General features: G+C 63.4%; 11 protein-coding genes and 2 pseudogenes. 10 read left to right on the plus strand and 3 right to left on the minus strand.

Annotation, left to right across the window (positions count from 1 at the left end):
- Nucleotides 1-73: 73 nt before the first annotated feature.
- Entirely contained in the window at nt 74-1,753 is a 1,680-nt protein-coding gene (locus tag CIT31_RS15420) for a formate--tetrahydrofolate ligase (RefSeq protein ID WP_095519225.1), read from the plus strand.
- A gap of 69 nt (nt 1,754-1,822) precedes the next feature.
- Here the strand turns inward: CIT31_RS15420 and CIT31_RS15425 are convergent.
- Nucleotides 1,823-2,471: pseudogene (locus tag CIT31_RS15425) on the minus strand (cysteine hydrolase family protein).
- Nucleotides 2,472-2,600: 129 nt separating this feature from the next.
- Between CIT31_RS15425 and CIT31_RS15430 the strand changes: the two are divergent.
- Nucleotides 2,601-3,589, plus strand: a pseudogene (locus tag CIT31_RS15430) (helix-turn-helix domain-containing protein).
- Between the two features lie 9 nt (nt 3,590-3,598).
- On the opposite strand, the gene CIT31_RS15435 reads toward CIT31_RS15430, so the two are convergent.
- Complete coding sequence (locus CIT31_RS15435; RefSeq protein WP_065011908.1) at nt 3,599-4,156, minus strand: sugar O-acetyltransferase; 558 nt, start codon at nt 4,154-4,156, stop codon at nt 3,599-3,601.
- 145 nt (nt 4,157-4,301) lie between these two features.
- Here CIT31_RS15435 and CIT31_RS15440 point away from each other — a divergent pair, with 145 nt between their 5' ends.
- The 5 genes from CIT31_RS15440 to CIT31_RS15460 all read left to right on the plus strand — a co-directional run bounded on the left by CIT31_RS15440 (nt 4,302) and on the right by CIT31_RS15460 (nt 10,769).
- Nucleotides 4,302-4,763, plus strand: a complete 462-nt coding sequence (locus tag CIT31_RS15440; protein WP_095519226.1) for a DUF4126 domain-containing protein — start codon at nt 4,302-4,304, stop codon at nt 4,761-4,763.
- The gene (locus tag CIT31_RS15445) at nt 4,760-6,136 is read left to right on the plus strand and encodes an FAD-containing oxidoreductase (RefSeq protein WP_095519227.1); all 1,377 of its coding nucleotides are present in this window, start codon (nt 4,760-4,762) and stop codon (nt 6,134-6,136) included. The genes CIT31_RS15440 and CIT31_RS15445 overlap by 4 nt, the downstream gene beginning before the upstream one ends.
- A 149-nt stretch (nt 6,137-6,285) precedes the next feature.
- The gene (locus tag CIT31_RS15450) at nt 6,286-7,359 is read left to right on the plus strand and encodes a M14 family metallopeptidase (protein WP_095519228.1); all 1,074 of its coding nucleotides are present in this window, start codon (nt 6,286-6,288) and stop codon (nt 7,357-7,359) included.
- A 262-nt stretch (nt 7,360-7,621) separates the two neighbouring features.
- Nucleotides 7,622-9,811, plus strand: coding sequence for an anthranilate synthase (locus CIT31_RS15455; RefSeq protein WP_095519408.1), 2,190 nt, complete (start codon nt 7,622-7,624; stop codon nt 9,809-9,811).
- A gap of 28 nt (nt 9,812-9,839) precedes the next feature.
- A complete protein-coding gene (locus tag CIT31_RS15460; RefSeq protein ID WP_065011905.1) occupies nt 9,840-10,769 on the plus strand; it encodes a cation diffusion facilitator family transporter in 930 nt (309 codons plus the stop codon).
- A 27-nt stretch (nt 10,770-10,796) separates the two neighbouring features.
- Here the strand turns inward: CIT31_RS15460 and CIT31_RS15465 are convergent, their stop codons facing one another.
- A complete protein-coding gene (locus tag CIT31_RS15465; protein WP_095519229.1) occupies nt 10,797-11,876 on the minus strand; it encodes a hypothetical protein in 1,080 nt (359 codons plus the stop codon).
- A 98-nt stretch (nt 11,877-11,974) separates the two neighbouring features.
- Between CIT31_RS15465 and CIT31_RS15470 the strand changes: the two genes are divergently transcribed.
- The 3 genes from CIT31_RS15470 (at nt 11,975) to CIT31_RS15480 (ending at nt 13,637) form a co-directional block, all read left to right on the plus strand.
- Nucleotides 11,975-12,412 (plus strand): DsrE family protein, encoded by a 438-nt coding sequence (locus CIT31_RS15470; protein ID WP_095519409.1) that lies wholly within the window; start codon nt 11,975-11,977, stop codon nt 12,410-12,412.
- A gap of 69 nt (nt 12,413-12,481) precedes the next feature.
- Nucleotides 12,482-13,282, plus strand: a complete 801-nt coding sequence (locus CIT31_RS15475; RefSeq protein ID WP_095519230.1) for an SDR family NAD(P)-dependent oxidoreductase — start codon at nt 12,482-12,484, stop codon at nt 13,280-13,282.
- Nucleotides 13,283-13,328: 46 nt separating this feature from the next.
- Nucleotides 13,329-13,637 carry a putative quinol monooxygenase gene (locus tag CIT31_RS15480; protein WP_095519231.1) on the plus strand — a complete coding sequence of 103 codons (309 nt, stop codon included), beginning with the start codon at nt 13,329-13,331 and terminating at the stop codon, nt 13,635-13,637.
- Nucleotides 13,638-13,659 lie beyond the last annotated feature (22 nt).

A 13,659-nucleotide genomic window follows, 5' to 3' on the forward strand; every position in this document is an offset into this window, starting at 1 on the left:
CTGTTTCGAACAGGCTTGCGACCACACTGATCAAACCCGTCCCCTCCACCGTCCAATCCAGAGGAAAGCCGCCATGGCCGAAGTGAAGTCCGACATCGAGATCGCGCGCGCCGCCGACAAGAAGCAGATCCAGGCCATCGGCCAGAAGATCGGCATTCCAAGCGAGCACCTTTTGCCTTACGGCCACGACAAGGCGAAGATCTCGGCCGAGTTCATCAAGTCGGTGAAGACAAACAAGGACGGCAGGCTGATCCTCGTTACCGCCATCAACCCAACGCCGGCCGGCGAAGGCAAGACGACGACGACGGTGGGCCTCGGTGACGGTCTCAACCGCATTGGCAAGAAAGCCATCGTCTGCATCCGAGAGGCCTCGCTCGGGCCGAATTTCGGCGTCAAGGGCGGTGCTGCCGGCGGCGGCTATGCGCAGGTCGTGCCGATGGAGGATATGAACCTCCACTTCACCGGCGATTTCCATGCCATCACCACGGCGCATAATCTGCTTTCGGCACTGATCGACAACCATATCTACTGGGGCAACGAGCTCGGAATCGACATCCGCCGCGTCGTCTGGCGCCGCGTCATGGACATGAACGACCGCGCACTGCGCGAGATCATCTGCTCGCTCGGCGGCGTCGCCAACGGCTTTCCGCGCGAGGGGGGCTTCGACATCACCGTCGCGTCGGAAGTCATGGCGATCCTGTGCCTTGCCACCGACCTGAAGGACCTGGAAAAGCGCCTCGGCGACATCATCGTCGCCTATCGCCGAGACAAGTCGGCCGTCTACGCCCGCGACCTCAAGGCCGACGGCGCCATGGCCGTGTTGCTCAAGGACGCCATGCAGCCCAACCTCGTGCAGACGCTGGAGAACAACCCGGCCTTCGTCCATGGCGGCCCCTTCGCCAACATCGCGCATGGCTGCAACTCGGTCGTCGCCACCACGACGGCGCTGAAGCTCGCCGATTATGTCGTCACCGAAGCCGGTTTTGGCGCCGATCTCGGTGCGGAAAAGTTCTTCGACATCAAGTGCCGCAAGGCCGGCCTGAAGCCGGCGGCCACGGTTATCGTCGCCACCGTGCGCGCCATGAAGATGAACGGCGGCGTCAAGAAGGAAGACCTCGGCAAGGAAAACGTCGAAGCGGTCAAGAAGGGCTGCGCCAATCTCGGCCGTCACATCGAGAATATCAGGCAGTTCGGCGTGCCGGCCGTGGTCGCCATCAACCATTTCTATTCCGACACCGACGCTGAAATCAGGGCGATGAAGGACTACGTCGCCTCGATGGGCGAAGAGGCGATCCTGTGCAAGCACTGGGCCCACGGCTCGGCCGGCATCGAGGAACTCGCCAACAAGGTGGTGGCGCTGGCCGAATCCGGCTCCTCGCAGTTTGCGCCGCTCTATCCCGACGCGATGCCGCTGTTCGAGAAGATCAACACCATCGTCCAGCGCATCTATCGCGGTTCCGAAGCGATCGCCGACAAGTCGGTGCGCGACCAGCTCCACGCCTGGGAGCACGCCGGCTACGGACACCTGCCGGTCTGCATGGCCAAGACGCAGTACTCGTTCTCCACCGACCCGAACCTGCGCGGCGCGCCGACCGGCCACACCGTGCCGGTGCGCGAGGTCAGGCTGTCTGCCGGCGCCGGCTTCATCGTCGTCATCTGCGGCGAGGTCATGACCATGCCCGGCTTGCCCAAGGCGCCGTCCTCGGAGAAGATCTTCCTGAACGAAATGGGCCAGATCGAAGGTCTGTTCTGAGATTTTGAAGGCCGGAATGATAAAGGCGCCGCATCGCTGCGGCGCCTTTTGCTTATCCACGACAGACTTCTAAGCGGCGTTCCGTGCCAGCGCGCGCTGGTTGGAAGCGTCGATCGTGTCGCGTTCGGGCAGCGTGCCGGTCTTCAGACAGTCGATCCATTCGGCGGTCTTGAGAACGGCAGCGAAGCGCGACTGCAGTATGATAGTCACCACGCGGTGGATGTCCTCGGCCGAAGCATAGCCGGCGCTGTTGGCATAGGGCACCGAGCCGGTGGCGTCGGACAGGAACTCCACCGCAAAACCCATATGGACTGCGTGGATAACGGTCGAGAGATCGCAATTATGCGTCATGTAGCCAACGACGGTAATCGTGTCGATGGCGTTGGCGCGCAACCAGTCCTCGAGGTCCGTACCGGTGAAGGCGCTCGGCAAGGTCTTTTCGACGTAATGATCGCGGCTTCGCCTTGATATCTCGGGAATGCAATTCGGCGCCGTGGCTCCCTTTGGCGAAAATCGGCGACGTTTCGGGCGCCAGCTGCTTGATGACCACGACCTTGACGCCTGCCTCGGCGGCTGCGTCCATCGCTCGTGCTGCGTTGACGACGCTGTCGCGAAACGGCGGATATTGGATGGCCAGGTTGCCGCCATCATAGTCGTTCTGGATGTCGACGACGATGAGGGCGCGGCGTGGCGCCTTGCCTTTGACTGGTTCAGACACTGAGCTTTCCTTTCCCGTTTGGCTTTGATTGGTCGAGGATAGGCCTGCTGCCGGATTGCAAAAGTGTCCCAATTGACATTATTCAAAAGGATTGGGACAATTCGGATCTAACCCTTATTGGTGCTCAGCATGGCCGATCCGATCGTTGCCGCCATCGCCTTCGATGGCATCAGTCCGTTCCACCTTTCCGTGCCGTGCCTTGTATTCGGCGAAGACCGCGCCGCGCTCGACCTGCCGCGCTTCGACTTCCGCATCTGTGCGATCGAAAGCGGGCCTATCCATACCGAAGCAGGATTGACCGTGACTGCGCCGCAAGGGCTTGGCAGCCTCGACGGCGCGGACATCGTCATCGTCCCAAGCTGGCGAGATCTCGAAAATCCCCCACCTGCGGTTCTGGTAGAGGCGCTGCTGCGAGCGCACCGCAACGGCACATTGATTGTCGGACTGTGCCTCGGCACCTTCGCTGTTGCGGCGACCGGACTGCTTTCGGGGCGGCGAGCCGCGACGCACTGGGCCTATACCGAGCAGCTGCAGGCGCTTTATCCCGACATGATCGTCGATCCGGACGTGCTCTACATCGACAATGGCGATGTCATGACATCTGCCGGCGTCGCCGCCGGGCTTGACTGCTGTCTCCACATCGTGCGAGCCCGCTACGGCGCCGAGGCGGCTCTTCGACTTGCCCGGCAGATCGTGCTTTCTCCCCATCGGCAAGGTGGGCAGGCGCAGTTCATAGAACGCACCATCGCCAGGACCGGCAACGCGGATCGCTTCACACAGGCCCTCGACACGGTGCGCAAAACGCTTGGCGATCTGCACAGTCTGGACAGCGTCGCCGACGCCGCCGGTCTCACCCGCCGGACGTTCACGCGCCGCTTCCAGAAAACGATCGGCACCAGTTTCGGCGACTGGCTGATCGATCAGCGCGTCGCGCTGGCGCAGCGGCTGCTGGAAGCAACGGAAAAATCGATGGACACGGTTGCTCCTTCGAGGCCGGGTTCGGTAGCGCCACGTCGCTGCGCCAGCACTTCGCGGCACGGCTCAGGACCTCGCCCGCGCAGTACCGGCGCGAATTCTCGAAGAACGCTGATCAGGACGCGCACGCCGCCTCGCATTGATCCGGATGCTCAGCCGCGCCTGACCGGCCGCGCCGGGTTGCCCACAACCGTGGTGTTTGGCGGCACATTGCGCGTCACCACAGCACCCGCTCCGACAATGGCGCCGGCGCCGATGCTGATCCCAGCGAGGATGACCGCACTGCCGCCGATCCAGGCATTGTCGCCGATCTCGACCGGCTTGGCGATCTCCAGCCCGGCCTGTCGCCCCGCTGCCTCTTTGTGATGCTCGGCGCAGTAGATCTGCACGTTGGGGCCGAGTAGCGTTCCCTTGCCGATGCGGACTGGCGCCGTATCGAGGATGATGCAGCCGGCATTGAGGAAGACGCCGTCGCCGAGAAAGATGTTGAAGCCATAGGCGCAGTGGAACGGCGCTTCGATCCGGGCGCGCTCGCCCGCAGCGCCGAGCAGCGACTTCAAGGCAGGTCCGACGTCGCCACGTTGCCGGGGCGGCAAGCTGTTGTGTTCGAACACCGCGTCGCGAGCGAGGATGCGCAGCGCCTCCAGCTCTGAGTCGAGGCAAGTATACCACTCGCCCGCGGCCATATTTATGCGCTCGCTTCCGTTCAAGGCGATGCCCTCCTGTCTTACCCTGCTGTTTCAACGTGATGTCAAAGCACAGTCCATAAAAATCGGGTAACGCAGAGATCGCAGGCCTCTGGTCAAATGCCGATCCTATGCTAGCCTAGTTCGTGTGATCGAGGGGGGATCAATCATGCTGTACATCCTTGCACTTCTGATCGGCGTCGTTGCCGGCCTTCGCGCCATGACCGCGCCCGGCGCCGTCGCCTGGGGCGCTTATCTCGGCTGGCTGCCGGTCGCCGTAACCTGGGCTGGTTTCATGGGCCATTGGATCACGGTCGGCATCTTCACCATCCTGGCCGTCGCAGAGCTCGTCACCGACCAGCTGCCGTCGACGCCGAGCCGCAAGGTCCCACAGCAGTTCGGCGCACGCATCGTCATGGGCGCCTTCACCGGCGCAGTGATCGGCGCGACCGGCGGCGCCACGATCGGCGGCCTGATCGCAGGCGCCATCGGCGCGGTGATCGGCACGCTGGGCGGCGCCGAGCTGCGCAAACGCCTGGCGATCGCTTTCGGCAAGGACCTGCCAGCCGCCCTTGTCGAGGACGCGGTGGCGATCATCGGTGGCCTGCTGATCGTGGTGGCGGTGGCATGACGGCAAAGACATTCGACGCCATCATCATCGGCGCCGGACAGGCCGGCCCGTCGCTCGCCGGCCGGCTGACGGCGGCCGGCATGAGCGTGGCGCTGATCGAGCGAAAACTGGTTGGCGGCACCTGCGTCAATACCGGCTGCATGCCGACCAAGGCCATGGTGGCAAGCGCCTATGCCGCGCATCTTGCCCGCCGCGCCGCCGACTACGGCGTGACGCTCTCCGGCCCGGTCGGCGTCGACTACAAGGCGATCAAGGCGCGCAAGGACAAGGTGTCGAACGACGCCCGCGGCAACCTCGAAAGCTGGATCGCCGGCATGGACAAATGCACGCTTTATCGCGGCCATGCGCGCTTCGAATCTGCCAATTCCGTGCGTGTCGGCGACGACCTGCTGAGCGCCGAGAAGATATTCCTCAACACCGGCGGCCGCGCCTCGGTGCCCGACCTGCCCGGTGTCAACGACATTTCGTACCTGACCAATTCGTCGATGATGGATCTCGACGAGTTGCCGCGCCATCTCGTCGTCGTCGGCGGCAGCTACGTCTCGCTCGAATTCGCGCAGATGTTCCGCCGTTTCGGATCAGAGGTCACTGTGATCGAAAAGAGCCCGCGGTTGATCGGCCGCGAGGATGAGGATGTCTCAGCCGCCATCCTGTCCATCTTCGAAAACGAAGACATCACGGTCCATCTCGGCGCCGATGACATCGGCTTCGCCAGAAAGGGCAACGAAATTGCCGTGACCTTCTCCGCCGACAAGGCGCCGGCGGTCGGCTCGCATGTGTTGCTGGCGCTGGGCCGAACGCCCAACACCGACGATCTCGGCCTCGACAGAGCCGGCGTCGAGGTCGACAAACGCGGCTTCATTGTCGTTGACGACCAGTTGCGCACCAGCGTGCCCGGCATTTGGGCGATGGGTGACTGCAACGGCAAAGGCGCCTTCACCCACACCTCCTACAATGACTACGAGATCGTCGCCGCCAATCTGCTCGACAACGATCCGCGCAAGGTGAGCGACCGCATCGAGGCCTATGCGCTTTATACCGATCCGCCGCTCGGCCGCTGCGGCATGACGGAGACAGCGGTAAGAAAGTCCGGGCGTCGCGCGCTGGTCGGCCAGCGGCCGATGACCCGCGTCGGCCGCGCCGTCGAGAAAGGCGAGACGCAAGGTTTCATGAGGATCCTGGTCGACGCCGGCACCAAGGAAATCCTCGGCTGTTCGGTGCTCGGCCCCGGCGGCGACGAGGCGATACACTGCGTGCTCGATCTGATGTACGCCAAGGCGCCGGTCAGCACGCTCGCGCGGGCAACCCATATCCACCCCAATGTCTCCGAACTTCTGCCCACCATTGCCCAGGAATTGAAGCCGCTGGCATAGGCCGGGCAGGCGTTTGGAACCAGTAGTGTCCACCGCACCCCTTCGGGAGCCGGCCGAGAGAGTCTTGCGCCCATAGCGCGAAAAGCTGGACCAATCGACAGCGTATCGGCGAAAGGGCATGTGTTCGGCCTCTTTCTTGGAGGAATATCATGCAAAAATCGATCGAGCGCATCGCCGGCGACAGCGAGGGCGTTTCCTATGAATTCCCGGTGTTCCGCTTCGAGGGAGCGGACAAATCGGCATCTTCGGCCTATCTGCAGGCAGCGCTGCATGCCGGCGAACTGCCGGGCGTCGTCGCCATTGACGCGCTGATGCCCATGCTCGGAAAAGCCGAAGCGGAGGGCCGCATCAAGGGCAATATCACCGTCGTACCGCAAGCCAATCCGATCGGCCGCGCCCAGTATCATTTCGGCGAGCATCAGGGCCGCTTCCATCTGGGCACCCGCACCAACTTCAACCGCGGCTTTCCGCTGCTGGCCGTGCCCGACATCTCACTCCTGCCGGACACGACCCGTGGCACCGTCGACCAGCGGCTGAAGATCCGGCTGCTGCAGGTTTCCATCGGCCACGACATCGTGCTCGACCTGCATTGCGACGACGAGGGCCTCGCCTACCTCTATGTCCACACCAGCCTGTGGCCGGCGATGGCGGATTGCGCGGCCGCCATGGGCGTCGACGCGGTGGTGCTGTGGGATGAGGACACCGACGGCACCTTCGAGGGCGCCTCGATCATGCCGTACCAGAACGTTCCCGCCGACGTCGCGCGCCTCGATCGACGCGTCGCCACCACGGTCGAATATCGCGGCATACTCGATGTCGATGGCGCTCTGGCCGCCTCAGATGCCGAAGGGCTCTATCGGCTGCTGGTGGCACGCGGCGTGATCGTGGATCAGACCCTGCCCGAGCCCGGCGGCCTTGCCGGGCCTAATTTTTTCACCGGCATTGTCGCACCGCTCGAAAACATCGACATGATGCCGGCGCCCCGAGCGGGCGCGGTCCTTTACGAGGTGAAGCCCGGCGACCGTGTGGCAAAAGGCGCACTGCTTGCCACCATCGTCCATGCGCCAGGTGAGCCCGACGGCCGCACGCAAGTGTTCGCACCGCAGTCGGGCATCATCCTGACACGGCGTTCCCGGCGCATCATCCGTGCCGGCGAAGACCTGCTGAAGCTGGTCGGCGACAGGAAGAGCGCCGACGCAAGGTCGGGGACGCTGGAGGACTGAGGGCCTATGCCCTTCGCCAAGCGCTTCATTGAATCCAGTTGCGTGGCCGTTCAATCGCCGCTATTGGAATCGCCATGAACATGCGCTCGATCAAGACCGTTTGGTGGTGGGCTCGCTGACAGCGGCCTGTTCGAAACGCGTGCGCGTGAAAATAGAAGGTGGCCGCAACGGAATGTCCGGGCGGCCATTTGTTTTTTCAAGCCATGCCCCGGGTCCGTTGCCCCAAGACGCTGAAATAGCCAAGACGCTGATGGAGACGGCAATGACGACGAAAATTCTGGAGAACGGGGCGGAGCGCTTCGTCACGGCGGGTGGCGTGACGATTACCCGCGAGCGCCATGATCGCCCTTACGAAGGCGCGATCGACGCCTATATCGACGGGCTGAATGCGCGCCGTGGCGCCGTGTTTTCCTCGAATTACGAATACCCCGGCCGCTATACGCGCTGGGACACCGCCATCATCGACCCGCCGCTGGTGATCTCGGCGCGCGGCCGCGCCATGCGCATCGAGGCGCTGAACAGCCGTGGCGAGATGCTTCTACCGGTGATCGGCAAGGCGCTCGGCGGCCTTGACGACGTGACGATCGCCGAGACCTCGAAAAGACTGATCCGCCTCGACGTGGCCAGGCCCGGCCGTGTCTTCACTGAAGAAGAACGCAGCCGCGTTCCCTCCGTCTTCACCGTGTTGCGCACCATAACCGCTCTGTTCAAGACGGAGGAAGACGCCAATCTCGGCCTCTACGGCGCCTTCGGCTACGATCTCGCCTTCCAGTTCGATCCGGTCGACTACAAGCTCGAGCGCCAGCAAAGCCAGCGCGACCTTGTGCTGTTCCTGCCCGACGAGATCCTGGTCGTCGATCACTATTCGACCAAGGCCTGGACCGACCGCTACGACTATTCCGGCGACGAGTTTTCGACGGAGGGATTGCCCCGCGACGAGATCGTCGAGCCGTTCAAGACCGCCGACCGCATTCCGCCGCGCGGCGACCATGAGCCGGGCGAATATGCCAATCTGGTGCGCAAGGCGATGGAGAGCTTCAAACGCGGCGACCTGTTCGAGGTGGTGCCCGGCCAGATGTTCTACGAGCGCTGCGAGACACCGCCTTCCGACATTTCACTCAAGCTGAAGACCATCAACCCGTCGCCCTATTCCTTCTTCATCAATCTCGGCGAAGGCGAATACCTGATCGGCGCTTCGCCGGAAATGTTCGTGCGCGTCAACGGCCGCCGTGTCGAGACCTGCCCGATCTCCGGCACGATCAAGCGAGGCGACGACGCCATTTCCGATTCGGAGCAGATCCTGAAATTGCTCAATTCGAAGAAGGACGAATCCGAGCTGACCATGTGCTCGGACGTCGACCGCAACGATAAGTCGCGGGTTTGCGACCCAGGCTCGGTGCGCGTCATCGGCCGCCGCCAGATCGAGATGTATTCGCGGCTGATCCACACCGTCGATCACATCGAGGGGCGGCTGCGCGAAGGCATGGACGCCTTCGACGCGTTCTTGTCGCATGCCTGGGCGGTCACCGTCACCGGCGCGCCGAAATTATGGGCGATGCGCTTCATCGAGCAGAACGAGAAGAGCCCGCGCGCCTGGTATGGCGGGGCGATCGGCATGGTCAATTTCAACGGTGACATGAACACCGGCATGACGCTTCGCACCATCCGCATCAAGGATGGCATCGCCGAGGTGCGCGCCGGCGCCACGCTGCTCTTCGACAGCATTCCCGAGGAAGAAGAAGCCGAAACCGAACTGAAGGCATCCGCCATGATCTCCGCCATCCGCGACGCCAAGTCAGGCAATGCCGCCGACACCGAACGCGCCACCGCGCGCGTCGGCGACGGCGTCAACATCCTGCTGGTCGACCACGAGGACTCCTTCGTCCACACGCTGGCCAACTATTTTCGCCAGACCGGCGCCAATGTATCGACTGTGCGCACACCTGTGCCGGACGAGGTCTTCGACCGGCTGAAACCCAACCTGGTCGTGCTGTCGCCCGGTCCCGGCACGCCGAAGGACTTCGACTGCGCCGCCACCATCAAACGGGCCCGCGCGCGCGACCTGCCGATCTTCGGCGTCTGCCTCGGCCTGCAGGCGTTGGCCGAGGCCTATGGCGGAGAGTTGCGGCAGCTGCACGTGCCAATGCATGGCAAACCGTCGCGCATCCGCGTGTCGAAGCCGGGCATCATCTTTTCCGGCCTGCCCAAGGAGGTGACGGTCGGCCGCTATCACTCGATCTTCGCCGATCCGGTGCGGTTGCCCGATGCTTTCGTCGTCACGGCCGAGACGGAAGAAGGCGTGATCATGGCCTTCGAGCACAGCAAGGAGCCGATCGCCGCGGTGCAGTTCCACCCGGAATCGATCATGACTCTCGGACACAATGCCGGCATGCGCATCATCGAGAACATCGTTGCGCATCTGCCGCGCAAGGCCAAGGAAAAGGCGGCTTAGCTCCGGTTTCGGCGGCCGGAAGCAATCAATGACCGCTATCGATCCGAAAACCACCGCCAAGCGCAAGGTCGCCAGCCTCGCCTTCTGGTCGATAGTCGTCGCTTTCGTCGTGCTCGGCCTGAAGCTGGCGGCCTGGCACGTCACCGGTTCCGTGGCGCTGTATTCGGACGCGCTGGAATCGATCGTCAACGTCATTGCCTCGGCCGCAGCCTACTGGGCGATCCAGGTCAGCTACAAGCCGGCCGACCAGGATCATCCATTCGGCCATCACAAGGCCGAGTATTTCTCGGCCGTGCTGGAAGGCGTGCTGATCGTTCTGGCAGCCCTGCTGATCCTCAACGAAGTGTGGTGGTCCTTGCGGCATCCCGCCCCACTCGAACAGCCCTGGACCGGCCTCGCCATCAACGGTGTCGCGACAGTGATCAACGCCTTCTGGGCCTTAACGCTGATCCGTGCCGGCCGTGCCGAGAAGTCGCCGGCACTGGTTGCCGACGGCAGGCACATCATGACCGACGTGGCGACCTCCGTCGGCGTGTTCATTGGTCTGGTCGGTGCCGTGCTCACCGGCTGGCAAGTCCTCGATCCCGCTCTTGCCGTCATCGTCGCGCTGAACATCCTGTGGCAGGGCTGGCACGTCATCGGCTCGTCGATGAACGGGCTCATGGACCGCGCCGTCGATACACAGGAGCACATGCACATCCGCGACGTCATTTCGGCCAATTGCAAGGGCGCAATGGAAGTCCACGATCTGAAGACGCGGATTGCCGGCCGCGCCACGTTCATCGAGTTCCACCTGGTCGTCGATGCCGATATGTCGGTGGGCGCCAGCCACGTCATTTGCGACCGCATCGAGGATGCGCTGAAGGCCGAGATCCCCTCGGTGCGCGTCACCATTCATGTCGAGCCCGACGACGAGGCAAAGCTGCCCAAGGGCACGACGGCCGTGCCGTTCGCGTGAGGCGGTTCTGTAGGCCCTCAAAACTTCTCAAGGCATGCAGGCGGATTGCGGCATCGGCTCCAGCCGGTAGACCTTGTCGTCGGATGCGGTCTCGCCTTCGGCCGTCTTCGAGCATAGGTCGATGATCGGCAGGCTGCTGTTGGGATTGGCCAGCATCATCGTGCCGTTGGCGCCGCGGCGCAGATAAATCTCCTTGGCTGCGATGTCGCAGGAAAAGTCGCTCGTCTTTCCGCTCGCGACACAGCGCCACTGGTCCGCTTCGCCGTCACAACTGTAGGTCTGCGTGACCTCGGCGGCGTTCCGACGCGTGGTTAGGGAAACAGCTATGTCGGCGCCGCTTGGCCAGCTTGCCGGATCGCCGCCCTTGGCGAAGGAGGCCAGCTCGATCGGGCCCCGGAAAACCCTGATGGTGTGGGTAAGCTGATCGGGATGCGAGTCGAGATGCGCGGCATCGTAGTCGCGCCCGTAGCAGAACGGCTGGTCCGGTTTCAGCCGCTCACGCAGCGGTGCTCCCAGCGCCGGATCGACCGGATCGATGCGCGCGAATTCGGCCTTGCAGGTCTGCGTCGGCATACGGTCGAGCCGAAAGCCGTCGTCTTCTGTGCCGAGCGCCTGCTTGGCGTATTCCTTTTCACCCAGCTCATCCTCGGCGCCAGCATCGAGATTAAGGTTGCGATGCACGCCGGAGACGATCAGCCGGCCTTTTTCATCAACGTTCAGTAAGGCCATGGTGCGGTCGCATTCCATGCCGCAATGAAGCTCGCTCGACTGCGGATCACCCTTGCCGCACCAACCGCCAACCCACTCGGGTTTCTTGGCGCCGCGCACCGTCGTCGCCATGAAGCCGTTGTAGCCGGACGGACCGCTGCTCGGCTCCTCGTTGGGATGGCTGACCGGATCGCTGCCGTAGTAGAAGAAAATCCGTCCCACCTTCTGGTTCGGATGTACCTTGAGATGCGCGGCATCATAGACACGCCCGAAACAGGCATCCTTGCCGTCCGGGCTGAGTTCGGTGAGCTTAGGCGTATCCTCGGCAAAGGCGGTGCCGGCAACAGCGGCAAGCAAGGCGACACCAAGTCCGGCGCCCACAATGGTATTCGATGTCATCTGCCCCTCCTCGCCCGACAGGACGTGACTTCAATTTATGCTAGGATCGAGGCCGAAGCCACGCAATTTGCGAGGACGGCATTCTGGAGAACGACATGATGCGACGCCGCGATATTTTCCGCTTGAGCCTTGCCGGATCCGCCGGCCTTTTCGGGCTGCGCCCGGTCAAGGCAGCGGCCGTGGAAGAGGAAAGGCAGAAGGTCGCCTATCACCTCAGCGACCTCGACAAGGTCGGGTTCGTTTTGGGCAATATCAAGAACCATTATGAGGGCACCGGCGGCAAGGTCGACATCGTGCTGGTCGTGTATGGCCCGGCACTCGCCGCTTTCAAGTCGAAGAGCGCGTCAGCTGCCATTTCCAGCCGTTTTTCCGGCCTGGTCCGCGACGGGCTGACCTCACATGCCTGCGCCAACACCATGCATGGCATGGATGTTGCGCTCACCGATCTGCTCGACGGCTTTCATGCCGCCGAGACCGGCGGTGTCGTCAAGCTCGCCGAATTGCAGCACCAGGGCTACGCCTATTTGCGGCCCTGAACCTCTACTGACTTGAACATGAGGGCGGCGAGGCCCTACGAAGGGTGGGAGAGTCCCGGAGGAATAGACGTGCCAGCCACCATAACCGCCATTGTCACCCCCACCCTGGTCATCCCCGACCTCGCCGGCAAGGCGGTGCTGATCACCGGCGCTTCGACCGGCATCGGGGCGGCACTTGCACTGGCCTACGCCGCGCAGAAATGCCGCGTCGCACTGCATTACAATTCGAGTCGGGCAGCTGCCGAAAACCTGGCCGGGACCATCCGCACCGGAGGCGGCGAGGTATTCCTGATCCAGGGCGATTTCTCGATCTCCGCCGATGTCGAGCGCGTCGTCGAGGACAGCGCGCAACACTTCGGCCGGCTCGATGGCCTGGTCAACAATGCCGGCGGCATGCTTGGCCGCGTACCCTATGCCGAGCAGACCGAGGCGCATTACGACGCGGTGATGGATCTCAACGCCCGCTCCGTGCTGACCGCCTCGCGCAAGGCGATGCCATGGCTGAAGCGCCAGGGCGGCTTCATCGTCAACACCTCGTCGATTGCGGCGCGCAATGGCGCCGGCGGCGGCGCCGGCCTTTATGGCTCGGCCAAGGCCTTCGTCTCCAATGTGACCCGCGGCATGGCCAAGGAACTGATCGGCTTCAACATCCGCGTCAACGCGGTGGCGCCGGGCACCATCGCGACGCCTTTCCATGAGCGCTATTCGACCGAGGAGCACATGAAGGGCATGGTTGCTACCATTCCGCAGGGCCGCGCCGGCACGCCCGAGGACTGCGTCGGCGCCTATCTGTTCCTCTCGTCCGCTCTGTTGAGCGGTTACATCACCGGCCAGGTGATCGAGGTGAATGGTGGCCAGTTGATGCCGTGAGCGGCGACCTGCATGCTTACCGCGGAAGCCAACGGAGAAAACGGCAATGTACGGTCTGATCGGCAAGATGCGGGCGACACGCGGCCAGCGCGACGCAATGATGGATGTCCTGCTTGCCAGCACCGGCGCCATGCCTGGCTGCCTGAGCTACATCATCGCCACCGATCCGGCCGATGCCGACGCGATCTGGGTGACCGAAGTGTGGACCGACCAGGCAAGCCACAAGGCTTCGCTGCAACTGCCGGAAGTCCAGGCGGCGATTGCCAAGGCGCGGCCGATCATCGCCGGCTTCGAATTCCAGGTCGAGACCCGGCCCGTAGGCGGCTTCGGCCTGCCGGCCGTCAAAACCGGCTGACGCCTGGGCTGACGCATTTTTC

It is taken from the genome of Mesorhizobium wenxiniae, from assembly GCF_002284535.1.
GTDB classification, from domain to species: Bacteria; Pseudomonadota; Alphaproteobacteria; order Rhizobiales; family Rhizobiaceae; genus Mesorhizobium; species Mesorhizobium wenxiniae.